This is a genomic window from Streptomyces sp. NPDC092370 (genome assembly GCF_044755265.1).
Lineage (GTDB): Bacteria > Actinomycetota > Actinomycetes > Streptomycetales > Streptomycetaceae > Streptomyces.
Genome location: NZ_JBIVQO010000002.1, coordinates 931,354 through 955,507 on the forward strand (window position 1 = coordinate 931,354; position 24,154 = coordinate 955,507).

20 protein-coding genes and 1 pseudogene are annotated in these 24,154 nt (G+C 72.3%); 9 read left to right on the forward strand and 12 right to left on the reverse strand.

The annotated features are described in order from the left end of the window. Window positions 1–214 precede the first annotated feature (214 nt). The 4 genes from ACIQHQ_RS10685 to ACIQHQ_RS10700 all read right to left on the reverse strand — a co-directional run bounded on the left by ACIQHQ_RS10685 (window position 215) and on the right by ACIQHQ_RS10700 (window position 2,837). Window positions 215–685, reverse strand: coding sequence for a DUF6099 family protein (locus tag ACIQHQ_RS10685; RefSeq protein ID WP_402611478.1), 471 nt, complete (start codon window positions 683–685; stop codon window positions 215–217). 198 nt (window positions 686–883) lie between these two features. Then, window positions 884–1,243: a nucleotide pyrophosphohydrolase gene (locus tag ACIQHQ_RS10690; RefSeq protein WP_402611480.1), complete on the reverse strand. Its 360-nt coding sequence runs from the start codon at window positions 1,241–1,243 to the stop codon at window positions 884–886. After that, a complete protein-coding gene (locus tag ACIQHQ_RS10695) occupies window positions 1,236–2,369 on the reverse strand; it encodes an ATP-binding protein (RefSeq protein ID WP_402611482.1) in 1,134 nt (377 codons plus the stop codon). The genes ACIQHQ_RS10690 and ACIQHQ_RS10695 overlap by 8 nt, the downstream gene beginning before the upstream one ends. 72 nt (window positions 2,370–2,441) lie before the next feature. Further along, a complete protein-coding gene (locus ACIQHQ_RS10700) occupies window positions 2,442–2,837 on the reverse strand; it encodes a cell division protein SepF (RefSeq protein WP_402611483.1) in 396 nt (131 codons plus the stop codon). 193 nt (window positions 2,838–3,030) lie between these two features. On the opposite strand from ACIQHQ_RS10700, the gene ACIQHQ_RS10705 reads away from it, so the two are divergent. The 6 genes and pseudogenes from ACIQHQ_RS10705 (at window position 3,031) to ACIQHQ_RS10730 (ending at window position 11,008) form a co-directional block, all read left to right on the forward strand. Further along, the gene (locus ACIQHQ_RS10705) at window positions 3,031–7,053 is read left to right on the forward strand and encodes a molybdopterin-dependent oxidoreductase (protein WP_402611485.1); all 4,023 of its coding nucleotides are present in this window, start codon (window positions 3,031–3,033) and stop codon (window positions 7,051–7,053) included. 113 nt (window positions 7,054–7,166) lie between these two features. Further along, window positions 7,167–7,411 (forward strand): annotated as a pseudogene (locus ACIQHQ_RS10710) (hypothetical protein); the annotation flags it as partial. 229 nt (window positions 7,412–7,640) lie between these two features. Beyond that, complete coding sequence (locus tag ACIQHQ_RS10715) at window positions 7,641–8,984, forward strand: hemolysin family protein (RefSeq protein ID WP_402611487.1); 1,344 nt, start codon at window positions 7,641–7,643, stop codon at window positions 8,982–8,984. Next, window positions 8,981–10,009, forward strand: a complete 1,029-nt coding sequence (locus tag ACIQHQ_RS10720; protein ID WP_402611489.1) for a CNNM domain-containing protein — start codon at window positions 8,981–8,983, stop codon at window positions 10,007–10,009. The genes ACIQHQ_RS10715 and ACIQHQ_RS10720 overlap by 4 nt, the downstream gene beginning before the upstream one ends. Window positions 10,010–10,397: 388 nt before the next feature. Next, a complete protein-coding gene (locus tag ACIQHQ_RS10725; RefSeq protein ID WP_402611491.1) occupies window positions 10,398–10,628 on the forward strand; it encodes a hypothetical protein in 231 nt (76 codons plus the stop codon). A 212-nt stretch (window positions 10,629–10,840) separates the two neighbouring features. Then, window positions 10,841–11,008 carry a hypothetical protein gene (locus ACIQHQ_RS10730; protein ID WP_402611493.1) on the forward strand — a complete coding sequence of 56 codons (168 nt, stop codon included), beginning with the start codon at window positions 10,841–10,843 and terminating at the stop codon, window positions 11,006–11,008. Between the two features lie 57 nt (window positions 11,009–11,065). Here the strand turns inward: ACIQHQ_RS10730 and ACIQHQ_RS10735 are convergent, their stop codons facing one another. The 5 genes from ACIQHQ_RS10735 to ACIQHQ_RS10755 form a co-directional block, all read right to left on the reverse strand. After that, a complete protein-coding gene (locus ACIQHQ_RS10735) occupies window positions 11,066–11,401 on the reverse strand; it encodes a DUF3140 domain-containing protein (protein ID WP_402611494.1) in 336 nt (111 codons plus the stop codon). Window positions 11,402–11,407: 6 nt separating this feature from the next. Beyond that, window positions 11,408–11,641, reverse strand: coding sequence for a DUF2945 domain-containing protein (locus ACIQHQ_RS10740; protein WP_402611495.1), 234 nt, complete (start codon window positions 11,639–11,641; stop codon window positions 11,408–11,410). Between the two features lie 601 nt (window positions 11,642–12,242). Beyond that, complete coding sequence (locus ACIQHQ_RS10745; protein ID WP_402611496.1) at window positions 12,243–13,304, reverse strand: N-acetylmuramoyl-L-alanine amidase; 1,062 nt, start codon at window positions 13,302–13,304, stop codon at window positions 12,243–12,245. Window positions 13,305–13,660: 356 nt separating this feature from the next. Beyond that, entirely contained in the window at window positions 13,661–13,831 is a 171-nt protein-coding gene (locus ACIQHQ_RS10750; protein ID WP_402611497.1) for a hypothetical protein, read from the reverse strand. A 78-nt stretch (window positions 13,832–13,909) separates the two neighbouring features. Then, complete coding sequence (locus tag ACIQHQ_RS10755) at window positions 13,910–14,797, reverse strand: NAD(P)-dependent oxidoreductase (protein ID WP_402611498.1); 888 nt, start codon at window positions 14,795–14,797, stop codon at window positions 13,910–13,912. 212 nt (window positions 14,798–15,009) lie between these two features. Between ACIQHQ_RS10755 and ACIQHQ_RS10760 the strand changes: the two genes are divergently transcribed. Beyond that, complete coding sequence (locus ACIQHQ_RS10760) at window positions 15,010–15,159, forward strand: hypothetical protein (protein ID WP_402611499.1); 150 nt, start codon at window positions 15,010–15,012, stop codon at window positions 15,157–15,159. 265 nt (window positions 15,160–15,424) lie between these two features. Then, window positions 15,425–18,682: a BTAD domain-containing putative transcriptional regulator gene (locus tag ACIQHQ_RS10765; protein WP_402611500.1), complete on the forward strand. Its 3,258-nt coding sequence runs from the start codon at window positions 15,425–15,427 to the stop codon at window positions 18,680–18,682. 32 nt (window positions 18,683–18,714) lie between these two features. Here the strand turns inward: ACIQHQ_RS10765 and ACIQHQ_RS10770 are convergent, their stop codons facing one another. From ACIQHQ_RS10770 to ACIQHQ_RS10780, 3 genes are all read right to left on the reverse strand, one after another. Next, the gene (locus ACIQHQ_RS10770; RefSeq protein ID WP_402611501.1) at window positions 18,715–19,008 is read right to left on the reverse strand and encodes a putative quinol monooxygenase; all 294 of its coding nucleotides are present in this window, start codon (window positions 19,006–19,008) and stop codon (window positions 18,715–18,717) included. A gap of 15 nt (window positions 19,009–19,023) precedes the next feature. Beyond that, complete coding sequence (locus ACIQHQ_RS10775; protein ID WP_402611503.1) at window positions 19,024–21,585, reverse strand: GH32 C-terminal domain-containing protein; 2,562 nt, start codon at window positions 21,583–21,585, stop codon at window positions 19,024–19,026. 221 nt (window positions 21,586–21,806) lie between these two features. Continuing rightward, window positions 21,807–22,769, reverse strand: a complete 963-nt coding sequence (locus ACIQHQ_RS10780) for a carbohydrate kinase (protein ID WP_402611505.1) — start codon at window positions 22,767–22,769, stop codon at window positions 21,807–21,809. A 270-nt stretch (window positions 22,770–23,039) separates the two neighbouring features. Here ACIQHQ_RS10780 and ACIQHQ_RS10785 point away from each other — a divergent pair, with 270 nt between their 5' ends. Then, window positions 23,040–24,065: a sugar ABC transporter substrate-binding protein gene (locus ACIQHQ_RS10785; protein ID WP_402611507.1), complete on the forward strand. Its 1,026-nt coding sequence runs from the start codon at window positions 23,040–23,042 to the stop codon at window positions 24,063–24,065. Window positions 24,066–24,154: the final 89 nt, after the last annotated feature.

A 24,154-nucleotide genomic window follows, 5' to 3' on the forward strand; every position in this document is an offset into this window, starting at 1 on the left:
CTCGTCCACGTCGGTCCCCGGTCGGGTGAGATCACTACATGGCGCGGAGGCCGGGTGACCGGGCCGGTGGGCGGCCCCGGTGGTGATCGTCGGCTCGGGCGGAGCCGGAGCTCCCGGCCTCCGCACCGGGGTGGACCGCCGGGGCGTCACCCGCGCCGGCCTCCCCCGGGTCCCGGGGCCGAGGAGGCCGTCGTGTCCGTCCTCCGGGCTCTGCCTAGCCCGCCTCCCTCTCCGGCAGGGTCTCTTCCCGGTCGGCGAGTCTGCGGAGCATCTCCAGGACGCGATCGCGGGACTCGTCGGCCGCGTCGATGGCCTCCATGCACTGCCAGTAGGTGCGCTCGTCGTCGGCGGCGCTGGCCAGGGCGACGAGGGCGATGCCGACCTCGCCGAGGAGGCCGCCGAGGTACATCAGGGTGTGGCGGGCCTCGCCCAGCTCGGTGAGCTGGCCCGCCCGCAGCTCGCCGGGGGCCAGCTCGGGCGGATCGAGGACACCGCAGCCGCGACCCGCCAGTTCCGTCAACCCCAGTGCCTCCCCGCGCAGTTCGGGCGGCCCGGCGACCGCGAGACGGCTTCCTATGGCCTGCGCGAGGGCCTGCGCCTGCCACACCTCGGCCAGGGTCTCCCGCACGTCGCCGCCCGCCGCCAGGAACCGCCTGCTCGTCACGATGAGCCGCACCGCATCCATGCGCTGCCCCCGTCTTGTCCGACGCGCTGTGCGCGTCCGCCTGCCCGAACTCCCTTGTTCACTACCCAGAGTGAGGGGCAGTGAGACGAAAAGCCAGAGGAAGACGGAAATCTGCGGACAACAATTCGGAATCGGGCCGCATTTCGACTACGCAGCGTACAAGTGGACTGTTCGATTCCCAGGGGTGGGGGCGTGCCGCTAGATCGGGAACCGCCGTTCGTTCCGGTCGATCTTCGCGGCCAGCGCCGCCAGCGGGTCGATGCCGAGCACCTCGCACAGCTGGAGCAGGTACGCGAGCACGTCGGCGACCTCGTCGGTCACGCGGTGCGCGGTGTCCGGGTCGGCCATGACCCGGGCCGACTCCTCGGGCGTCAACCACTGGAAGATCTCAACCAGTTCGGAGGCCTCCACGCTGAGGGCGGAGGCCAGGTTCTTGGGGGTGTGGTACGGCTGCCAGTTCCGCGCGGCGGCGAATTCGGCCAGCCGGCGTTGCAGTGCCGCCACGTCCAGGGGCGCGCGGCGGGGACCGGGCTGCGGTGCGTCCAGTGGATCAGTCACGGTCCAGGTGTACCACCGTGGCCCCGTCCGTTCCGGCGGCCCAGGAGCCGTCGCTGACCGAGCCGACGAGCCGGATGTGCCCCCGTTCGCACATCCGGGCCGCGATGCCCAGCAGTTCCTGCCGCTGCCGTGGGTCCAGGCCCCGGTCGAAGCCGTCGGCGAGGACGGTGAGCGTCTGGAGTGCGGCCGGCACCTCACCGGCCGGGTCGACCTCCAGCACGCCGGGCCCGGTGAAGAGCACCAGCGCGAGGGCGAGGTAGCGCAGTTCACCGTGGCCGAGCCGCCCCAGGTCCGTGCGGGAGCCGTCGCCCCGGTCGACGGCGGCGGTGACCGATCCGGTGCCGTCCAGCCGGGCCAGCACGTCCGCGACCGGTCCCGCGCATCCCGCCCGCACCGCCGCCACGAACTGCGCGTGCCGCCGCCCGCACTCGGCGCGGGTGCGCCACAGTACGTCCGCGAGGTTGCCGCAGCCGCCCAGCAGACGCCCGGAGCCGGCCGCCACGGGGCCGCGCATGCGGGAGGGTTCGGGGTCGCAGGCGAAGGCGGAGCGCAGGGCGACGACCATCTGCTCCGCGGCGGCCAGCACCCTGCGCTGCCCGGATGTCCGGCCGGCCACGCGCAGCGGCAGCAGGGGGGTGCCGAGCCGGTCGTCCGGGAGCGGCCCGCGGGTCACCGGCGTCGGCCCGGCGGTGTGCCAGGCGGCCTGCACGGCGCGCTTGCCGGGGTCGCGCAGGGCGGTCTCCAGCAGGACCAGTCCGTCGGCCGTCAACCGCTCTCCCACGACACGCAGTTCGGGCTCGGCCTGCACGGCCACGTCGAGCCGGACCGGCCCGGCGGGACCGTCGGCCGTGCAGCCGATCCGGAAGCCGCGGCGGCGCTGCGCGTCGGGCTGGGCGCGTTCGGGTACGCAGGCGACGGGGTCGGGGAACACCTCGCCGAGCTCGGCGCCGCCCCCCAGCCGGGCGAGGGCCTCGTACGCCCGCAGCGCGCTGGTCTTGCCGCAGCCGCTGGGACCGGCGAGGAGGGTGAGGGGCCCGAGCGGGAACGCGGCGCGGCGGTGGGTGGTGAAGGCGGCCAGGCGCAGTTCGGTGATGCGGGGGCGGTCGGGGAGGGTGGGCTGGGTCATACCCGGACGGTAGGGCCCCTTCGGCGGGACGAACCGTTCCGTCTCCGGGGGCTTCCTACGATCGGGCTACGGTCACGTCCCGGGGAGCCCCGCTCCCTCCATCAGCCCGGTCACCTCCATCCCCGCCGGCGTCAGCAGGAAGACGTTGCGGTCCACCCGGTGCATTCCGCTCGCCAGGCCGAAGACGACGCCCGTGCTGAAGTCGAGGACCCGCTTGGCGACCTCCGTCTCCGCGCCGGTGAGGTCGAGGAGGACGGGGACGCCCGCCATCAACCGCTCGGCGACGTCGCGGGCGTCGGCGAAGACGTTCACACGCAGGACGACGAAACGGCGGCGGGTCTGCGTCTCGGCCTCGGGTATGGACCGGTGGCCGACGGAGGACGGCCAGGCGTCCCGGCCCCGCAGCGGTACGACCTGGGCGAGCCCCTCCCACTGTTCGTCGGTGACATCGTGGCTGTTCACCGGCATGCTCCGTCCTGGGTCGCGCTCGCTGTCTGCATCGGGCAATTCTTGCGCAGAGTCACCCGTTCGGCCCAACAGCGACACGCTCCGCGACCTCATTGCACCTCACAACGGCCTGAAGGCGGCTGTGTGACGGGCGTAACCCCTGATGATCAAGCCGTGTGACAGAGGCGTAACGGGCGATTCGTACCGTCGGGGTATGACCACGACCCCCGGAAGCCGGCCGGACACGCGGCAGGTGCGCACCGTCTGCTCGTACTGCGGTGTGGGCTGCGGTCTCGTCCTCGACGTGGGGACGGGCCCGGACGGGCGGCGCACGGTGCTGAAGGCCTCAGGCGACAAGGCGCATCCGGCGAACGCGGGGCGGCTGTGCACCAAGGGCGCCACCACGGCCGACATGCTGGCCGCGCCCGGGCGGCTGACCACCGCGCTGGTGCGGCGCGACCGGGGCGAGGAGGCGGTCCCCGCGCCGGTGGCCGACGCGATCGCCGAGACGGCCGCGCGGCTGCGGGCGATCGTCGACGAGCACGGGCCGGACGCCGTCGCCTTCTACGTCTCCGGGCAGATGAGCCTGGAGGCGCAGTACCTGGCGAACAAGCTGGCCAAGGGGTTCGTGGGGACGAACCGGATCGAGTCGAACTCACGGCTGTGCATGGCGAGCGCGGGCACCGGCTACAAGCTGTCGCTGGGCGCGGACGGCCCGCCCGGCTCGTACGAGGACTTCGACCGGGCGGACGCCTTTCTCGTCATCGGGTCGAACATGGCGGACTGTCATCCGATCCTCTTCCTGCGGATGATGGAGCGGGTCAAGGCGGGCGCCAAGCTGATCGTCGTCGATCCCCGGCGGACCGCCACCGCCGCCAAGGCCGACCTGTTCCTTCAGATCAGGCCGGGGACCGATCTCGCGTTGCTGAACGGCCTGCTGCGTCTGCTGCACGACAGCGGCCGGGTGGACGAGGAGTTCGTCACCGCGCACACCGAGGGCTGGGAGGCCCTGCCCGGCTTCCTCGCCGACTACCACCCGGCGGCCGTCGCCGAGACCACCGGCCTCGCCGAGGACGACCTGCGCGAGGCGGCCCGGATCATCGGCGCGGCGGGCCGGCGGTGGATGAGCTGCTGGACCATGGGCCTGAACCAGTCCACCCACGGCACCTGGAACACCAACGCCCTGGTCAATCTGCATCTGGCGACGGGAGCGATCTGCCGGCCGGGCGCCGGGCCGTTCTCCCTGACCGGGCAGCCCAACGCCATGGGCGGGCGCGAGATGGGGTACATGGGGCCGGGACTGCCGGGGCAGCGGTCGGTGCTCGTCGAGGAGGAGCGGGCGTTCACCGAGGACATCTGGGAACTGCCGCCGGGGACGCTGCGGGCCGACGGGGCCGGGCAGGGCACCGTCGAGATGTTCCGGCGCATGGCCGACCGGGAGATCAAGGCCTGCTGGATCATCTGCACCAACCCGGTCGCCTCGGTCGCCAACCGCCGCACGGTCATCGAGGGCCTGGAGGCCGCCGAGTTCGTCGTCACGCAGGACGTGTTCGCGGACACCGAGACGAACGCGTACGCCGATGTCGTCCTGCCGGGCGCGATGTGGACCGAGGCGGAGGGCGTCTTCGTCAACAGCGAGCGCAGCCTCACCCTGACCCGGGCCGCCGCGGACCCGCCCGGGGAGGCGATGGCCGACTGGCGGATCATCGCGCGGGTGGCGTGCGCGATGGGCTACGAGAAGGGGTTCTCGTACGACAGTGCCGAGCAGGTCTTCGAGGAGATCCGGCGGTTCCGGAACCCGCGGACGGGGTGGGATCTGAGCGGGGTCACGTACGGGCGGCTGCGTCGGACGCCCGTGCAGTGGCCGGCCGCGCGGGAGGACGGGCCGGAGCGCAATCCGATCCGGTACGTGGGGGCCGAGGGGCTGCGCTTTCCGACGGCCTCGGGGCGGGCGGTCTTCTTCGCGCGGCCGCATCTGCCCGCCGCCGAGATGCCGGACGAGGACTATCCGTTCACGCTCAACACCGGGCGGGTGCAGCACCAGTGGCACACGCTCACCAAGACCGGGAAGGTCGCCAAGCTCACCAAGCTGGATCCCGGGCCGTTCCTGGAGCTCCACCCGGAGGACGCCCCGGCGCTCGGCATCGCCGACGGTGACCTCGTCGAGGTGGCCTCGCGGCGCGGGCGGGCCGTGTTGCCCGCGGTGGTGACGGACCGGGTACGGCCCGGGTGCTGCTTCGCGCCGTTCCACTGGAACGACCTGTTCGGCGAGTATCTGAGCATCAACGCGGTGACGAGCGACGCGGTGGACCCGCTGTCGTTCCAGCCGGAGTTCAAGGTGTGCGCGGTGTCGCTGGCGAAGGTGGCGGCGCCCGCCCCGGAGGCGCCGGCCCTCACGCCCACGGCCGTGACGCCGGGCATCGCGAACCCCTTCGGTCTGGAACCCTCCCCTCCCCCGGTGCTGTCCGCCCAGGAGCGCCGGTACTTGACCGGCTTCCTCGCCGGGCTCGGCTCGGGTGCCCCCGGCGTGCCGGTGCTGCCGCCCGACGCGCCCTTCTCCCCCGAGCACGCGCTGTGGGTGAACGGGGTCCTGGCCGGCATGTACTCGCGGACCGGCGCGGCCGTGCCGCAGGACCGGACCGGACGGGAGGTCGTCGTGCTGTGGGCCTCGCAGACCGGGAACGCGGAGGAGTTCGCCACCGCCACCGCCGAGCGGCTGACCTCGACCGGGCACCGCGCGAGGCTCGTCGGCATGGACGACGCCGACGTCGGCGCGCTCGCCCGCACGGCGGACCTGCTCTTCATCACCAGCACCTTCGGGGACGGTGACGCGCCCGACAACGGCTCCGGCTTCTGGGACGCGCTCGCCGCCGAGCAGGCGCCGCGGCTGGACGGGGTGCGGTACGCGGTGCTGGCCTTCGGTGACTCCTCGTACGACGACTTCTGCGGGCACGGGCGACGGCTGGACGCGCGCCTCGACGAGCTGGGCGGGGTGCGGCTGGCCCCGCGCACGGACTGCGAGCCGGACTTCGAGCCGTCCGCGGGAAAGTGGCTCGACCAGGTGCTGTCGGCGCTGGGCGAGAAGGCCGCCGCCCCGGCCGAGAAGCCCACGGGGGCACGGCCCAAGCCCGTCACCACCGCCCGCCTCATCGGCAACCGGCTGCTCAGCGGGGTCGGGGCGGGCAAGGAAGTGCGGCGGTTCACCTTCGACACGAGCGGGTCGGACCTGGCCTACGAGGCCGGGGACGCGCTCGGCGTGCGGCCGGTCAACGCGTCCGCCCTCGTCGAGGAGTGGCTGGCGGTGACCGGGGTGGACCCGGAGGCGGTCGTGACGGTCGACGGTGTCGGCCAGGTGCCGTTCGGCCAGGCGCTGCACCGGCATCTCGACATCACCCGGATCACCCCCGACCTGCTGCGCTTCGTCTCCGAACGCGCCCGGGACAAGCACGAGTTGCGCAGGCTGCTGCGGCCCGACAACAAGGACGGGCTGGCGCAGTGGAGCTGGGGGCGGCAGGCCGTGGACGTGCTCGCCGAGTACGCGGTGCGGGCGAGCGCCGAGGAGTGGGCCGGGGTGCTGCGCAGGCTCCAGCCACGGCTGTACTCCATCTCGTCCAGCCCGCTGGCCGATCCGCACCGGGTGGCCCTGACGGTGTCCGTGGTGCGGTACGAGAACCTGCACGGCCGGGCGCGCGGCGGGGTGTGCTCGCCGTTCCTCGCGGACGCCGAACCGGACACGGAGGTGCCGGTGTTCGTGCAGCGTTCGCCGCACTTCCGGCCCCCGGCCGACGCCTCGGTGCCGATGGTCATGGTCGGCCCGGGCACCGGCGTGGCGCCCTTCGTGGGCTTCCTGGAGGAGCGGCGGGAGCTCGGCCACCGGGCCCCCAACTGGCTGTTCTTCGGGGAGCAGCACCGGGCGACGGACTTCTACTACGAGGACGAGCTGACGGCGCTGCGCGAGGAGGGCGTCCTCACGCGGCTGGACACCGCCTTCTCCCGGGACCAGCGCAACAAGGTGTACGTGCAGGACCGGATGCGCGAGCACGGGCCGGAGCTGTGGCACTGGCTGTGCGAGGGAGCCCGCTTCTACGTCTGCGGCGACGCCTCCCGGATGGCGAAGGACGTGGACCGGGCGCTGCGGGACATCGCGATGGCGCACGGGGGGCTGGGCGAGGCGGAGGCCGCCGCGTACGTGAAGCAGCTCGCTTCGGACAAGCGGTACGTGCGGGACGTGTACTGAGGCGTGTCCTGAACGGGCACCTCCCCGGATCACCGGATTCCGCACCTCGTCCGGACCCCGCTCACCGGCGGTGATGAGCGTCCTTCGGCGTGTACTCGGCAGGAACGACGCTGGTGGTGCCCGGCCCGCGCACGCAGTCGGCGGCGCCCGCGCCCCCGGCTCCCCCGGCCCAGTGGCACCGCGTCCTGACCCTGCTCGCCGGCATCGGCCTGCTGATCGGTACATGTGCCGTGTGGACGTCGGCGGCGGGTCACCGTCGGCCGTGGCCGCGGTGATCTCGCTGTGTTACGCCTCGATCCTGGCGTGCGGGGTGCCGGCCCCGGCCGTCCGCCGGGCCCGGTCGCCGGCCCGGGTGGACCGCCGTGAAGGGCCACCGCGTCCCTCGCGGCGCCTCGCGCTCCCGGGCGACTTCATCTACACGGCCGTAGAATCCGGGAACACCGGCGTGACGACGATCGTTGTTCCGGAGACACACCACACATAAGGAGCACGTCCTTGTCCGCCAGATCGACGGACCCTCCGGGGCACAGTCCCCGACCATCCCGCCACGACATGCGTGACCGCGGCACCCGGCGGGGTGGTGTTCGATGAGTGCCGCCGAGGCCTTGCTGGGCCTGCTCGCCGTGTTCGTGCTGACCGCCGGCACCGGCTACTTCGTCGCCCAGGAATTCGCCTACGTCTCCGCCGACCGGCTCACCCTCGCGCGCGAGGCCGAAGCCGGGGACCGCGGGGCCGCCCGCGCCCTCACGGTGCTGGAGCGGCTGTCGTTCATGCTGTCCGGCGCGCAGCTCGGCATCACCGTCACCGGGCTGGTGGTCGGCTTCGTCGCCGAACCGTCCGTGTCGGCGCTGCTCAGGCCGGCCCTGTCGGGGCTCGGCCTGCCCGGCGCGGCCGTCGGCGGCATCGCCGTCGTACTCGCCTTCGTGCTGGCCACGGTCGTGCAGATGGTGCTGGGCGAACTCGCCCCGAAGAACCTCGCGATCGCCGTGCCCGAGCGGCTGGCGAAGGCGCTGGCGCCGTCCACACTGGCGTATCTGAGAGTCGTCGGTCCTGTCGTGAGGATCTTCGACAGCGCGGCCGACCGGTTGCTGCGCAGGGCCGGCATCGAGCCCGTCGAGGAGCTGCACCACGGCGCCACGCTGGAGGAGCTGGGCCACCTCATCGGCGAGTCCCACGAGCGGGGTGAACTGCCCGAGGACACCGCCGCGCTGCTGGACCACGCGCTGGAGTTCTCCGAGCGCGCCCTCGACGAGGTGATGGTGCCGCGCGCCGACGCCGTTTTCATCCGCAAGGACGCCGGCGCCGAGGAGGCGGTCGGCCTGATCGCCCGGCACGGCCACTCCAACTACCCGGTGCTCGGCGACCACCCGGACGACATCGTGGGGGTGCTGGGGGTGCGCGAGCTGATGGCGCTGCCCGCCGCCCGCCTGGCCGGTGCACGGGCCGGTGACGTGGCCCGGCGGCCGCTGCTGCTGCCGGACACGCTCGCGCTGCCGGACGCGGTGACGCGGATGCGGGAGCAGGACGACGAGTTCGCGGTCGTCCTCGACGAGCACGGCGGTGTGGCGGGCATCGTCACGTACGAGGACATCGCCGAGGAGCTGGTCGGCGACATCGCCGACGAGTCCGACCAGGTCACCGTGCTCGCCGTCGCGGACGGCGATGGCTGGCTGGTGGACGCCGGCCGCCGGATCGACGAGGTGGCCGAGGCGACCGGTGTCCGGCTGCCGGAGGACGACGACTACGACACCGTGGCCGGCCTGGTCGTGGACCTGCTCGGCCGCTTCCCGACGGTCGGCGACCGCGTCCCGGTCGAACTGCCCGGGGGCGGCCGGGTCGTGATCGACGTCCGCACGCTGGACCGGCACGTGGCCGACCGCGTCCGGATCGGCCCGCTCGTGCAGGCCGTGGAAGCCGAGGAGATGGCGTGAGTTTCCCGATGGCGGTCTTCGTGACCGTGCTGCTGCTGACCGGCAGCGGCTTCTTCGTGGCGGCCGAGTTCGCGCTGGTCGCCGCCAAGCGGCACCGCATGGAGAAGGCGGCGGCCGAGGGGCGGCGCGGCGCCGGGGCCGCGCTGGCCGGGATGCGCGAGCTGTCGCTGATGCTGGCCGGCGCCCAGCTGGGCATCACCGTGTGCACGCTGGGCCTGGGCTCGGTGTCCAAGCCGGCGATCTCGCACGAACTCGACCCGCTGCTGCACACACTGGGCCTGCCCGGTGCCGTGAGCTACGGCGTCGCCTTCGCCGTGGCCATGGTCGTGGTGGTGTTCCTGCACATGGTGGTCGGCGAGATGGCCCCCAAGTCCTGGGCCATCGCCCACCCTGAGCGGTCGGCGATGCTGCTGTCGCCCACCTTCCGGGCCGTGGTGCGGGCGGTGCGTCCCGTGATCCGGCTGCTCAACTGGGTCAGCAACGCCCTGGTACGACTGTGCCGGGTGGCCCCGCGTGACGAGCTGGCCCCGGTGCACAACCGGGAGCAGCTGACGCACCTGGTGGAGGAGTCGGAGCGGCTGGGGCTGATCAGCGCGACCGATTCGGAGCTGCTGACCCGCTCGCTGACGGAGCCGGAGACACCGGTCGCCGCGCTGCGGATCCCGGCCGCCGAGATCACCTGGGCCGAGGGCGGCGCGGACCTTGACGCACTGCTGCGCTTCGCCGCCGAACACGACCGCACCCGGCTGCTGGTCCGGGAGAACGGCGTCGTCCTCGGCTCGGTCCACGCCCGGGACGCCCTGGTGGCCCGGGCGCGGGCCCGAGGCCGGGCCACGACCGCGCGGGACCTCGCGCGGCCGGTGCCCGAACTGGCGGAGACCGCCACGGTCGCCGACGCGATCGAGGTGCTGCGACGCCGCCGGTCGTCCCTGGCCGTGGTCCGCGACGGCTCGGGCCGGCTCACCGGCCTGGTCACCCTGGACGACCTGCTGGCCCGTCTGATGCAGCCGGCCGCGGCGGCCTGACGCGGACCGGGCCTGAACATCCAACACATCTGCACACCGCGCGCCGGGAGGCGGCGGGGTGCCCGGCGCACCGCCGAATCCGTGTTCCGGCATGGGAACTTGGCGGGGAAGTGCCCGTTTCGGGAATCGGGGCGCAATCCTCCCGCGCCCGTCCGGGCGACGGGCTGTGTGAAGGAGTGGGCGCATCCGGTGACCTCGTGGTCACAGTGGTGAAGGCGGTCGCGGAACCCGGCCGCGCAGCGCCGGTGGGCGGTTGGCCCTCCTCCCCGGGGAGTGCTTTGATCCTCCGCACGGCGGGAGCGGCCGGGACGGAATCCAGGTACCCGGATTCCGGCGTCACCCGTGCTCACCGCCACTGCGAGACATTCACGCGAAGGGAAACACCCCCATGAACCTCACCTCTCGGGTCGACACCGCCGAGCTCTCCGACGCCGACCTGGACACTGTCGCCGGCGGCAACGCGGGCGGCGTCGGTGTCTCCGCGGGCCTCGTGGGCGGCCTCTCCGCCGGCGTGGTCGGCCCCCTGACCGGCGAGGCCTGCGCCACCCTGCAGGCGACCCTCTCGCCGGAGGGCGCCGCCGCGGGCGCGAACGCGGGCGTCCACACGACGTCGCTCTGACGACATCCGCACCGAAAGGGCCCCGGGAAGCGATTCCCGGGGCCCTTTCGGGTGCGTGCGGCGGGCGGCGGCCTGGGCCGCGGACGTGGGGGATTCGCGAAGCAAGTGAAGGAAATCGGGACACCACGGGGGTGAGTAACGCGGTGGGAGGCCGTGACGCAGACTTACTCGGACCCTTCAGATCCCGACTGCAAAGCGATAGGAACACCGCTGTGATACCCGACTCGCCCCGGACCGAAGAACTGCCGATCTACGAGAGCCTCATACGCGAACGAGGTGATGTCGTCGAGGAGGCCCGTGTGGTGGCCGAGGAGACGCAGCACCAGATGAGCCAGGCCCTGAACGGCGTCGCCCCGGCCCCCCAGGAGACCGGCGCGTAGTGATCCCCGGAGGCAGACGGACCTCCCCCCGAGGAGACGTTCCCCGGAGCCGGGTGCTCACCCGCTGAGCGGGTCGTGGCCCCAGTTCATGAGGGAGTGCCGCCACCGCGTGTCCCGTACGTCCCCGGAGGGCCGCTGGGCCAGGTGCCGGCGGACATAGCCGACGACCTTGCGCATGTGCCGGTAGTCGTCGTCCGTGAGGTCGCCCTTGTCGGCCCGCAGGATCGCCACGATCCGCCGGCCGGAGGCGTGCCCGGTGGACTCGCCCCCGTCCTGATGCTGCCCGGCGCCCAGTGATGCGTCGGACGCCAGCCACTCCTCCAGACCGGCCGGTGTCATGTTGACCAGCTCACGGAAGTCGTTCCAGGTCTTCTCGCGTTCCTCGTCGTCCACGCCGCCTCACTTCTTCTTCTTCTTGAGCGCGGACGGTTTGTGCACCGCGGTCCTGCCGGACTTGTGGCTGCGCACTTCGTACTGCGGGTCGTCCGGCGAGGCGTCGACCGTGCGGCCGGATGCCTCGGTCCGCTCCGTGATCTCCCTCTCCACCTCGCCCTCGGTGCGGCTGCCGTGACTGCTCCAGGTGACCTTGTCGCCCTTCTTCGGTTTCCCGCTGTCGCTGCGGCCCTCCGTCATGCCGGTGCTCCCTCGCGCGGACGTGTGCTGTCCCTCCAGCGTGCGGGCTCGGCGGTCAGGGCGCAGCTCGGCACGCACCGGCCCGGGCCGTGGCCGTGGCCGTGTGACAAAAGGCCCACGCCATCGACGGCTCCGTCGTCCGGCCCGAGGTGATCTCGTCGCAGATGAGGACCTGGGCCGGGCGAGGAGGGGGCGGGCCAGCGTGACGCGCTGCGGTCCCCCGTCATCTTCTTCGCGGTCCTGCGAGAGGGCCGGGAAGAAGATGACGGGTCACTCGCGCGCACGACGCCGTCGGTGCCGCCGATCCCGGCCCACGGGTCGCGGGCGAGCAGGCAGATGCCCGTCGAGGCCGGTCCAGCGGCCCGGACAGCGAGGCGGGCCCCCGGTGACGCCGGTCGAGGGCCCCGCTCGTTGTTGCGGCTGCTTCCCGGCTCAGGCCTGCTCACCCTCGACGACGACTACTCCCGCGGGGGCTTCGCCCGCCGCGGCAACGCGCGCGTGGACGGCACCGTGGCCGCCCACCCGCTGCACGGCACGGTGCCCGCCGCGCACGTGCGCTGCCCGGGCCCCGGCCTGCCCGCGCCGAGGTGGCGCCGGCGCCTCACGGTTCCTTCCACACCAGCACGGTCAGTACGGCGCTCGCGACGGTGACCGGCACGGCGGCCTGGTTGAGCAGCCGCACCCGCATACCCCGGCCCGACGCGATCCGCTTCGTCACCGGCAGGACGGCGTAGGTGCCGCCGTCCGTCCCGACGATCTCGTGGATCGGGTGGTCCGCGCGGAGCTGGTCTCCCTGGTACTCCGACATGCGCGCCTGGACGACCGCGCCCGCCGGCAGACCGTCGATGTGAAGGCTGAGGGTTCCGCTGAAGCGGGCCGGGCCGCGGGCGAAGACGCTTCCGCCGGTGGCGTGGTCGCCGGTCTCGTCGGTCCACTCCGCGGTGAACTCGACCGAGTCCCAGGCGCCGGGCGCGAGCCGGTACTGCGCGGCGACACCGAGGTTGACGTACTGGGGCATGGGGTCCTCTCCTTCCCACCGGCCCGCCGGACGGGCCAGGGCGTCGGCGACGTCACGGCGGAAGCCGGCCATGTCGAATCCGCGCGGGTCGACCTTCCAGTCGCTCCATTCCAGGTGGCCGATGGCGCTTTTGGGGCCCCAGCCGTGTGCGCGGCAGATCGCGGCGGTGGCCTTGACCATCGCGAGGTACTGGGCGGGCGGCCACGGGTCTGTGCCGTCGCCCTTGTTCTCGCACTCCCAGCCGTAGAAGCGGGCATTGCCGTCGACCGCGCCTGCCGAGCCGTCGTGTTCGTGCGTCGGGGGCGGATACGTGCCGTACGACTCGCCGATGACGGCGTTGAGCACGTCGCCGTCGCCGCCGCCGGCGTGATTGGCCCGGCCGTTGCCGACGAGGTGGACGACGCCGTCCTTGGTGATGCACCCGGTGGCGAGCGGGCCGGGCAGGGCGCTGTGGCCGTGGAAGATCAGCCTGACGACGTCCGTGCCGGGGCCGGTGACGGTGTGGTGGATCACCACACCGTGCACGGGGCCCCAAGGGCCCTTGTGGTTACGGTTGTTGGTGCGCCAGCCGGCGACCTCGTGAACGGCGCAGCCCTCGGCCTTCAACGCGGCGACGAGCCGGGCGGCGGTGAGTGGGGTGGCCATGAGTCAGTCCTCCGTTCCGGCGCGTGGGGGCCGGTCGAAGACGGTCCGATCACATCTGGGGAGCGCGCCTGTTCGCGCGGCGTGCCCGATCCGGGAGTGGTGCAGATCTCGGAGCGAGCTGAGCTCGGAGCGTGCTGAGCTCGGAGCGTGCTGATCTCGGAGCGTGCTGATCTCGGAGCGAGCCTGACGGGGGAACGTGCGTCAGGCTCCCACCATTCTCGCGCCGCTCGCCCCGTCGCTCACCTCGCCGTACGCCACGTCCGTGAAATCGGCGCGATTACGACGCTGTGGCACCGGGGAGGGTGGCGTCGGCCGGTACTCGGCGAAGGACAGGGCGCCGGTGATGCGGAGGGGTGTCAAGGGTTCGGCGGAGACCCGACCGTCCAGATGCGGCTGCTCAGGTCCGGACCGCGCAGGACCTGGACCCGCCAGGGGTCGATGCGCAGCAGGTGGTAGTCGGGGCTGTCGGGGCCGGCGCTCCAGTGGAACACGGCAGCGGATTGCGGGACGTCGGTGTTTCGGGGCATGGGGAAGGGGCCGGTTCCGACGGGGGATTGGGAACCGGCCCCTTCGTCAGGGGGTGAAGCGGATACCGGGCCCGGTGCTCACCGGTTCGGGCGGCGGTACGCCTCCACGACGCTGGCGTAGCTGTTCTTGGCGTGGCCCTGGGCGATGACGCCCTCCATCAGCGCCTCGGAGTACTTGGGCAGTGCGGTGTCGACGCCGAGCGCCTCGCTCTCCTCGACGAGGTGCTTGAGCGCGCCCAGGTGCGTTTCCAGGGTGGCGTCGTTGGCCGGGAACTTCTCGTCGCCGGCGTCGATCTGGGCGGCGTAGTCGGCCGTGAACATCTTGATGGCGTCGAGCCACATGTGGGCCCACGGCAGGAACTCCTGGGCCTTGACGCCACCGGTCTCCACGATGGCCACGCCGTGCAGGAAGCTGTTGAGGGCACCCCACATCAGGCCGAGCAGCGACACGTCGAACAGGGCGGGCTTGCCGTGGTCGGTGCCGAGGTAAGTGGTGCCGCCGCCGAGGAGCTTCAGCACCGGCTCGTGGGCGTCGAAGACGGCCTGGTCACCGGCGTAGAAGAGGACGGAGGTCGCGGCGCCGATACCGGGCGGGGTGATCATGATGGCGCCGTCGAGGTACTGCGCGCCGTTCTTCTCCGCCCACTCGGCGGCCTGCCGGGCCTGCTCGGAGGAGCCGGTGGTCAGGTTGACGACGGTCTTGCCGCGCAGGGCGTCGCCGAGCGATCCGATGACGTCGTGCACGACGTCGTACGTCGACACGCACACGACCACGAGGTCGCTCGCGGTGACGGCGTCGGCGGGGGTCGCGGCGAGGACCGCGCCGTCCGCGACGAGGACGTCGGCCTTGTCCGCCGAGCGGTTCCACACGGTCGTGGCGTGACCCGCCTTCAGGAAGGCGGCGGCCAGGGCCTGCCCCATCAGGCCGAGGCCGAGCACCGACACCGAGGTGTGGTTGTCACCCATGAATGTGTTCCTCCAGTACGAAAGTGGTGTGCTGTACGGTCCTGCACGGGTCCCAGTCATCGACGATCGTGAGGTCGGACAGGGGGGGCGAGGGCCGTGATCTCGCCGTCGCTGCCGTCCGGGTCGCGCACCATCGCCGCGGTGAAGTCCCAGTCGGCGCCCTTGCCGCCGGTGTCGAACTTCCCGGTGCCGTTGAGGAGCAGCCGCCCTCGGTGGGGACCGCGACGCCGGTCGGCGCGACCGCGCTGGTGATCTCGACGGAGCCGGACGCGAAGACCTCCTCCTGGGCCCGGCCGGGGGAGAGCGTCGCCGTCCAGGTGCTCGACGTCCACGTCGAAGTCGGTCCGCGACCGGGCCCGTGAGGCCGGCCATTCCGCCGCGTCGTGCCCGAACCGGCCCTTCCTGATGCTGCCGATGACGATCGCCGGCCGCAGTCGTTCGTTCTCGGCAACCTGCCCCCGCCTTCCGCACCAGCGCCGAACCGCATTCCTCGGGGAACCCTGGCGTATGCCCCTTCGGATTCGCTTCGGACGGCTTCAAAAAAGCGCTGTGGGAGCGCCCTCGGGAGGGTGGCCGAGCCCCTTTCGTCGCACGTCACGCCTGTCGTCGGCCGGTTACGCTGAGATCATGGAATTCGGGGTGCTGGGGCCGCTGGAGGTGCGCACGGACGCAAGACGGGTCGTGCGGGTCCCCGAAGTCAAGGTGCGCATGCTCCTCGCCGATCTGCTCGCCCACCACGGGCAGGTCGTCCCGGCGGCGCGGCTCATCGAGGACCTGTGGAGCGGCTCGACGTTCACGGCACGGCCGACGGCCTCGCTCCAGGCCAAAGTCTCCCAGTTGCGGCGTGCGTTGGAGGACGCGGAGGCGGGCGGCCGCGAACTGGTCGCGTACCGGCCGCCCGGATACGTCCTGGAGATCCCGGCCGGAGCGCTCGACGCCGGGCGGTTCCGCGACCTGGTCGCCCGGGCCCGCTCCGGTGCGGATCCGATGACGCGGGCGGCGCTGTACACCGAGGCCCTGGCGCTGTGGCGCGGCCCCGCCTTCGCCGAGTTCGCCGACCAGCCGTCCGTGCGGCCGACAGCGGCCGGCCTGGAGGAGGAGCGCCTGACCGCGGTGGAGGAACACGCCTCGGCGCGGCTGGAGTTGGGCGAGCACAGCCTGCTGGTGGGCGAGCTGACGGAGCTGGTGGAGCAGCATCCACTGCGCGAGGGGCTGCGGGGCGCGCTGATGTGGGCGCTGTATCAGGCGGGCCGCTCCTTTGACGCGCTCGACTGCTTCAACGATCTGCGGCGCCGGCTCGACGAGGAGTTGGGGCTGACCCCCGGGCCGTCCCTGGAGGCCCTGCAGCGGTCCATCCTGCGCCACGACCCGGTTCTGGCCCGGCCCGAGCCGCCCGCGGCCTCTGCCGCGGGGCCGCTGGCGGGGCCGGGCCCGACCGGTTCGGTCTCGCCGCTGGTGGGCCGCGAGCAGGACGTACGGGCGATCCGGACGCTGCTCTTACAACGGCGCCTGGTGACACTCACCGGCCCGGGCGGGGTCGGCAAGACCCGTCTCGCCCAGGCCACAGCGGAGAGTCTGGCGGGCGCGTTCGGCGAGGGCACCTGGCTGGTGGAGCTCGCGGACGCCGGGGGCCTGGAACGCTTCGCCGGCGCGGAGGCGCTGGCCGAGCAGGTGATGGCGACGCTGGGTATCCGGGAGGGCACCTCGGACGACGACGCCAGGGGTCCGGCCGACCGCCTGGCGAACGCGCTGGCCGGCCGGCGGCTGCTGCTCGTGCTGGACAGCTGCGAACACGTCGTGGAGGCCGTCGCGCACCTGGCCTGCCTGCTGCTGAGCCGGGCCGCACACCTGCGCGTTCTGACGACCAGTCAGGAACCCCTGCGCACCCGGGACGAGACGGTGTACCCGGTGGCACCCCTGTCGCTGCCCCCGGAGGACCCCCCGGACCTCGACGCGCTGACGAGCGCGGGGGCCGTACGCCTCTTCCTGGACCGGACCAGGGCGACGGACCCGGAGTTCGTGCTCGACCCCACCACCGCCCCCCTGGTCGCCGATGTGTGCCGACGCCTCGACGGCATCCCGCTCGCGCTGGAACTGGCCGCCACGCGTGTGCGGTCTCTGGGCATCAGGGAACTGCACGACCGGCTCGACGACCGCCTCAAGGTGCTCAACAGCGGCTATCGTGACGCTCCTTCGCGCCACCGGACGCTGCAGGCCACCCTCGACTGGAGCTGGAGCCTGCTCGACGACCGCGAACGAACCGTGCTGCGCAGGCTGTCGGTGTTCGCCGAGGGGTGCGGTCTGCGGGCCGCCGAGGACGTGTGCTCCGGCGGCGGCGTGTCCCCCGCCGACGTCCTCGACGCGCTGGGTCTGCTCGTGGAACGCTCCCTGGCCGTCCGCAGCGAGGGCCCGCAGGGCCCGCGCTACCGGCTGCTGGAGTCGGTCGCGGTCTACGCGCGTGACAAGCTGGCCGAGTCCGGTGAGCACGCCGAGACCGCCGCCCGGCACCTGCGTCACTGCGTCCGGCTCGCCGAGCGGGCCCGGCCGCATCTGCACGAACGGGAGCAGTCCCGCTGGTTCCAGTACCTGGACCTGGAGGCGGCCAACGTGCAGCGCGCGCTGGCGGAGGCCGACCGGGCCGGGGCCGCACAGGAGGCGCTGCGCCTGGTCAGCTCGCTCACCTGGTACTGGTATGTCCGTGGCCGTCTGGGCGAGGCCCGCAGGGCGCTGGCGATGGCCCTGGACACGCCGGGCGAGACCGCGCCGGAGGAGCGCGCGGAGACGGTGTTCTGGTACACGGGCATCCGTCTGCTGCTCGGCGAGCACGACCGGGAGTGCGACGCCGTGGAGGAGTACCCGCCCGAGTCGACCCTGGAATCGACCAGGGCACAGTGGTTCCTGGCGCACGCGCAGTGGACGGTGGGGGCCCTGGTCGAGGGCGAGCAGCGGGTCGAGCGCGTCCTGGTCCGCTTCCGCACTCTGCGCGACGCGTGGGGCACCGCCGCCGCGCTGACCACGCGCGCGTGCTTCGCCCTGGCCCGGGGGGATCTGGAGTCGCTGCGCGCAAACGCCGAGGAGGCCCGCGCCCACTTCGCGGAACTGGGTGATCTGTGGGGCCGTTCGAAGACGACCGATGTGCTCGGCAGGCTCGCCGAGATCAACGGTGACTACGACCTGGCAGCCCGACTGCACCGGGAGAACCTGCGGATCGCGCAGGCCCTGGAGACATGGCCGGAGATGTCGACGAAGCTGTCGGGCCTCGGCAGGATCGCCCTGCTCGGCCGGCGCTACGACGAGGCCGACGACCTGCACGCGCGCGCGCTGCGGATCGCGGTCGGGCAGGGCAACCAGCCGGCCGAGCAGTTCGCCGCGCTGGGCCTCGCGCTGAGCGCCCGCCGCCAGGGCCGCCTCGACGCCGCCGAGGAGTGGCTTCGCCCCTGGCTCGCCTGGAACCGGCGCCGCGGTGACGGCCCGGGCCTCGCGCTGGTCCTGGCCGAGCTGGGCTTCATCGCCGAACAGCGCGCCGACGCCGGCCGGGCCATGGCCTGCCACCGGGACGGCCTCGCGGCCGCCGCCACGATCAAGGACCCCCGCTCGGTCGCCCTGGCCCTCGAGGGCCTGGCAGGCGCCTACTCCCTGGCAGGCGCCCCGGCGCGCGCGGCCCGCCTCCTCGGCACGGCGGCAGCGACCCGGGAGCGGGCCGGCGCCCCGCACCCCCCGGCGGAGCGGGGGGACGTGGAGCGCATCGCGGCCCGCCTGCGCGCCACGATGGACGAGGCCGCGTACACGCGCGAGTTCACGGCCGGCACCCGGCGCCACCACGAGGCCGAAGCCCTGGCGGAGTCGACGCCCCCGCAGCCGCGGACGGGCGTCGCGGACGTGTAGCCGCCGGCAGCTCCTCCCGCCGCCCGGCCCGGTCAGACGAGCGGATCCAGGAAGGTCAGTACGGAGGCGTCCTCCTCGATCAGCGGGATGAGGGCGGCGTTGAACGGGCCACCGTACGGGGCGTTCAGGTGCGCCTGGAAGGCGTCCTCGTCCCGGTACACCTCGTAGATCCAGAAGGCGCGCGGGTGGGCTGTCTTGGTGTAGACGTCGAAGGCGAGGTTGCCTTCCTCCTCGCGCACCTTCAGGGCGTAGTCCCCGATCATGCGGGCGACCTCGTCCTGCGCTCCCTCACGGGCGGTGAACTCGGCGAGCAGGGTCTTCTTCATGGTCCGGTGTCCTTGTCAGTCGTGTGCGGAGTCGAGGTGCCAGACGCGGGCGCGGTCCAGCCGCACCGAGCCGTTCTCGGCGAAGACCTGCACTCCCTGGGCGGCGGGGGCGGGGAAGATCTGGTCGGTGATCACTGCCTCGCCGCTGCCGCCGAAGACCTCGACGGACGACCAGTCGACGAGGATCCGCAGCTTCACCTTGCCGTTCTCGGCCTTCAACGGCGCGGTCTGGACACCGGGGAAGGTGCTGTTGAAGTCCACGGCGCCGGAGCGGGTGCGGTCGACGTACAGCTCCTGGGTCGTGGTGTCGTAGCCGATGACGGTCTCCTCGCCTCCGGCGCCGGTGCGCACCTTCAGGCCGAAGCGTTCGGCGTCCTTGAGGGAGAAGGTCGCCTCGATGTCGAGTGCCTTGCCCTGGGCCGCGGGGCCGATCAGTGGCCGGGTGGTGCTCTCGACGGTGACGCCGGACGCCGTCGGCGGCCCGCTCTGCCGGAGGGACTCCAGGCTGCCCACCGGCTTGCTGGTCAGCCGGATCCGGCCGTCGATCGTGCGCAGTGCCATCTCCCGGGGAATGCTCTGCGCGCCGCGCCAGGGTGAGGTGGGGACGGCGCCGCTGTAGTCCCAGTTGTTCATCCAGCCGATGATGTGGCGCTTGCCGCCCGGTGCGTTCTCCCAGGACACGGCCGCGTAGTAGTCCTTGCCGTAGTCGGCCCAGTCGGCGCGCTGTACGGCCGACTTGGCGGGGGCGTCGGCGGCGGTGAACCGGTCGGCCAGGATGTGGCCCCAGCCGGCGGTGTTCAGGTCGACGATCTGGATACGTGCCTTCTTGCCGGCGTAGGGACGCAGGTCGAAGGAGGCCCAGTCCAGGGTTTCGCTGTTGGCGCCGGTGGCGCTGCGGACGATCCGGCCGTCGACGACCAGGTTGACGGACGTCTCCTGGGACACGGGCTGCGCCTCGGCGTCGGACAGCATGATGTGGTCGACGTTGATGTGGCCCCAGCCGCCGGTGTTGTCGTCGACGATCCTGATCCGCGCCTTCTTGCCGGCGAGGTCCTTGATGTCCCAGGAGGCCCAGTTGAGCGCCTCGCCGTCCTTTCCGGTCGTGCTGCGCACCACCTGGCCGTCGACGAGGAGTTCGACGGCGGTGGGGTGGTCGGTGCCGGTGGGGTGGTTGCCGCCGCCGACGAGGAAGTTGACGTAGTCCTTGTCGAGGGTGAATTCCGGCGAGGTGAGGGTGCCGGTGGTGGAGTCGCCGTTCAGGAAGCTGTTGACCAGGCCGCCGCCCCGGAATCCGGAGACTTCCTGCTGGCCGGGGAGGGTTCCGGTGGCCGGTGCCGAACCGAAGGCCTGGCCGGTCGTCGTCCAGTCGCCGTAGCTGCCGCCTTCGAAGTCGGCCAGGAGCGTTCCCGCGGGCGGGTCGCCCTGTTCCAGGAGCGTCCCGGGCTCGTGCGGGTGCCGTCCGCCGCCGACCTTGAAGTTCAGGTAGCGGCTGTCGACGGTGAACTCGGGCGAGGTGAGGATGCCGGTGGTCGCGTCACCGCCGTGGAAGCTGTTGGCGAGCCCCTTGCCGTCGAAACCGTCGACGGTCCCCTGTCCGGCCACCGCCCCGGCCGCCGGTCCGGCGCCGAACGCGGTACCGGTGGTCGTCCACGCGCCGAAGTCGGTGTTCTCGAAGTCCTGCATCACCGTGCCGGTGGGCGGGGTGTAGGTGCCCTTGTCCTCGGCGGTGAACTTCCTTCCGTCGAAGTCGCCGAGGAAGTACTGGGCGGCCGAACCGCCCGCGATACCGCCGGGGTTGATGTTGACGACGAGGACCCACTTGATGTTGTCCTCGTCCCCGTCGACCGCGAGGGGGAACAGGTCGGGGCACTCCCACACGCCGCCCGTCGCGCCGGCCGGCCCGAACTCGCTGAGCAGGTCCCAGTCCTTGAGGTTCTTCGACGAGTAGAAGCGCACCTTGTGCTCGCTGGACAGCGACACCGTCATCAGCCAGCTCTTGGTCGGCTCGTACCACTGGACCTTGGGGTCGCGGAATTCCTTGGAGCCGATGTCGATGACCGGATTGCCCTGGTACTTGGTCCAGGTGCGGCCGCGGTCGGTGCTGTAGGCGAGCGACTGGGCCTGCTTGCCGCCGTCCTTGTAGGCGCTGGTGTAGATCGCCACCATGGGCGGGTTCTTCTTGGTGCCGAACCCGGTGGTGTTGTTCCAGTCGACGACCGCGCTGCCGGAGAACACCATCTCCTCGTCGTCGTGCGACAGGGCGAGCGGCAGCTCCTTCCAGTGCACGAGGTCCTTGCTCACCGCGTGCCCCCAGGACATGTCGCCCCACGAGTTGCCGTTCGGGTTGTACTGGTAGAAGAGGTGGTACTCGCCCTTGTAGTACACGAGGCCGTTGGGGTCGTTCATCCAGTTCTTCTCCGGGGTGAAGTGGAACTGGGGCCGGTAGGTCTCGGAGTACGGCGAGGTGCCGGCCGCGACGGCCTGGGGAGCCGGCGCGGCTGCGGACAGGGCGCAGACGGTCGCCGCAGCAGCGATCATCCGTGCACGGGCCTGCCGGGATGCACGTCCTGAGCTCATCGTGTCTCCTGTGCTGCGGCCGTCCGCACGGCGGAGCCTGATGCCCGGGGCGGAACCGGCCAGAGAGTGACGCCCTCCCGGTGCTGTCGTCCACCGCACCGAGAAGGGATGTCATCGTTGACTTGTGTCATCGATGACATCGAGTGGCCCGATGATGGACGCAATGCGGCCGGCGCGTCAACGGTTCGGCCGTGACGCCCGCTGCGCGAGTCGCCCGTCCGTCATGCGTGATCGACTGCGGCGACCTGCTCCAACTGGTTCTGCCACGGAGGGTTGGGGCCGGCGACCGAGCAGGTCAGGGCCGCGACCCGGGTGGCGAATCGGCAGGCTTGCGCGATGTCGTCGAGTCGGGTCGCCGCCAGGCGGCCACCGAGGAGGCCGCGGACGCCGAGGTGGTGCAGCAGCCCGGCCGTGAAGGAGTCCCCCGCCCCGACGGTGTCGGCGACACTCGTCTCCACGGCAGGCACCTCCACCCGGTCGCCGGCGAGCGAGGCCAGGGCGCCGTCGCCGCCCCGCGTGATCACCACGAGTCGCGCACCGGCCGCGTGCCAGATGTCGCACGCCTCCTCGGGCGGCGTGCCCGGCAGCAGCAGTTCCAGGTCGTCCTCGCTCAGCCGCAGCACATCGGCGAGGCCGCACCAGTGCGCCAGCCGGGCACGGTAGACATCGGGGTGGACGAGCAGCGGCCGGACGTTGGGGTCGATGCTGATGGTCGCGTGAGGGGCGGCCGCCGCCAGGAAGTCCTCCACCACCGCCGCTCCGGGCTCCCGCACCAGGGCCAGGGAACCGGTGTGCACGCAGGCGGTCGCGGAGAGGTCCACCCGCGCCAGTTCCGGTGCCGTCCACTGCCAGTCGGCCGTGTTCTGTGCGTGGAAGGAGAACGCGGCCCGCCCCTGGGCGTCCAGCTCCGCCACGGCCAGGGTGCTGGGTTCCGCGGCCCGCACGGCGCTCGACAGGTCCACCCCGGACGTCTCCAGGTGGGCACGGAACAGGCGGCCGAAGACGTCGTCCGACAGCCGGGCGAGGAAGCGGGCCGGGGTGCCGAGCCGCGCCAGTGACACGGCCGTGTTCGCAGGCCCACCGCCGGGCAGCACCCGCAGGGCGAGTTCGCCGGAGGTGCTTGCGGGTTCGGCGAACGCGTCCGCGACGCACTCTCCCAGGACGGTGATCTGGCGCGGGCTCATGGGCTGCTCTTCTCTGACGGACGTACGGGCGCACCGGGCGCGTCGTGGCGCGACGGGTGGGCGGCGGCCGCGGCGTCTGCCGCCATCACCGCGGGGAGGTCGCGAGGTGTTTGCCGATTTGTGACGAACGCAGGGCATTGACGTTTCCGGGAGACGGAGTCCATCATCCTCGCCATGCGGTGTCAACGATGACATAAGTCAACGATGACATCCCGGGCGGCCAGCTCTGACGACAGCCCCCTGCCGCTCGCCACACCTCAGGAGTCGAACATGCCTCGCACCACTCGTCTGTCCTCCTCCCTCCTCAGAACAGCCGCCGTCGCGGGTGTCGCGGCCCTCACCCTGACGGCCTGCGGATCCGGCTCCGGTTCGGGCTCCTCCGGCTCCTCGGGCTCCGGCTCGGGCAGCGTCAAGGTCGGCCTGATCACCAAGACCGACACCAACCCGTTCTTCGTGAAGATGAAGGAGGGCGCGGAGAAGGCCGCCAAGGAGAACGGCGCCGAACTGTCCACAGCCGCAGGCAAGTTCGACGGGGACAACGCCGGGCAGGTCACCGCCCTGGAGAACATGGTCGCCGCCGGCGTGAAGGGCATCCTGATCACTCCGAGCGACTCGAAGGCGATCGTGCCCGCGATCGAGAAGGCCAAGGCCAAGGGTGTTCTGGTCATCGCCCTGGACACCCCGACCGACCCGGAGAGCGCGGTCGACGCCCTCTTCGCCACCGACAACCTCAAGGCGGGCGAGCTGATCGGCGAGTACGCCAAGGCCGCCATGAAGGGCAAGGCCGCCAAGATCGCCGCCCTCGACCTGGCGCCGGGTGTCTCCGTCGGCGTCCAGCGGCACAACGGCTTCCTCAAGGGCTTCGGCGCCACCGACAAGGACGTCGCCTGCGCCCAGGACACCGGCGGCGACCAGGCCAAGGGCCAGACCGCCATGGAGAACTGCCTCCAGAAGGAACCCGGCATCAACGTCGTCTACACGATCAACGAACCGGCCGCCCTGGGCGCGTACACCGCGCTCAAGGCCAAGGGCCGGGAGAAGGACGTGCTGATCGTCTCCGTCGACGGCGGCTGCACCGGCACCCAGGCGGTCAAGGACGGCAAGATCGCCGCGACCTCGCAGCAGTACCCGCTGAAGATGGCCGCCGAGGGCGTCAAGGCCGTCGTGGCGTTCGCCAAGGACGGCAAGAAGGCGTCCGGTTACACCGACACGGGCGTCACGCTGATCACCGACAAGGCGCAGGGCGGGGTCACCTCCAAGGACACCGGCTACGGCCTGGAGAACTGCTGGGGCTGAGCCGCCCCCGACGACCCCACGACGCCGCCTCCCCTTCCTCGGGGCGGCCGGCCCCTCCTCCCCGACCGCGGGGACGGCCGCCCCCTCGT

Coding starts and splice junctions, on each gene's coding strand:
- ACIQHQ_RS10770 (WP_402611501.1), bottom strand. CDS start 19,008: ATGAAGAAGACCCTGCTCGCCGAGTTCACCGCCCGTGAGGGAGCGCAG.
- ACIQHQ_RS10685 (WP_402611478.1), bottom strand. CDS start 685: ATGGATGCGGTGCGGCTCATCGTGACGAGCAGGCGGTTCCTGGCGGCG.
- ACIQHQ_RS10785 (WP_402611507.1), top strand. CDS start 23,040: ATGCCTCGCACCACTCGTCTGTCCTCCTCCCTCCTCAGAACAGCCGCC.
- ACIQHQ_RS10750 (WP_402611497.1), bottom strand. CDS start 13,831: ATGCCCCGAAACACCGACGTCCCGCAATCCGCTGCCGTGTTCCACTGG.
- ACIQHQ_RS10755 (WP_402611498.1), bottom strand. CDS start 14,797: ATGGGTGACAACCACACCTCGGTGTCGGTGCTCGGCCTCGGCCTGATG.
- ACIQHQ_RS10740 (WP_402611495.1), bottom strand. CDS start 11,641: ATGACGGAGGGCCGCAGCGACAGCGGGAAACCGAAGAAGGGCGACAAG.
- ACIQHQ_RS10775 (WP_402611503.1), bottom strand. CDS start 21,585: ATGAGCTCAGGACGTGCATCCCGGCAGGCCCGTGCACGGATGATCGCT.
- ACIQHQ_RS10695 (WP_402611482.1), bottom strand. CDS start 2,369: ATGACCCAGCCCACCCTCCCCGACCGCCCCCGCATCACCGAACTGCGC.
- ACIQHQ_RS10765 (WP_402611500.1), top strand. CDS start 15,425: ATGGAATTCGGGGTGCTGGGGCCGCTGGAGGTGCGCACGGACGCAAGA.
- ACIQHQ_RS10715 (WP_402611487.1), top strand. CDS start 7,641: ATGAGTGCCGCCGAGGCCTTGCTGGGCCTGCTCGCCGTGTTCGTGCTG.
- ACIQHQ_RS10705 (WP_402611485.1), top strand. CDS start 3,031: ATGACCACGACCCCCGGAAGCCGGCCGGACACGCGGCAGGTGCGCACC.
- ACIQHQ_RS10725 (WP_402611491.1), top strand. CDS start 10,398: ATGAACCTCACCTCTCGGGTCGACACCGCCGAGCTCTCCGACGCCGAC.
- ACIQHQ_RS10700 (WP_402611483.1), bottom strand. CDS start 2,837: ATGCCGGTGAACAGCCACGATGTCACCGACGAACAGTGGGAGGGGCTC.
- ACIQHQ_RS10745 (WP_402611496.1), bottom strand. CDS start 13,304: ATGGCCACCCCACTCACCGCCGCCCGGCTCGTCGCCGCGTTGAAGGCC.
- ACIQHQ_RS10780 (WP_402611505.1), bottom strand. CDS start 22,769: ATGAGCCCGCGCCAGATCACCGTCCTGGGAGAGTGCGTCGCGGACGCG.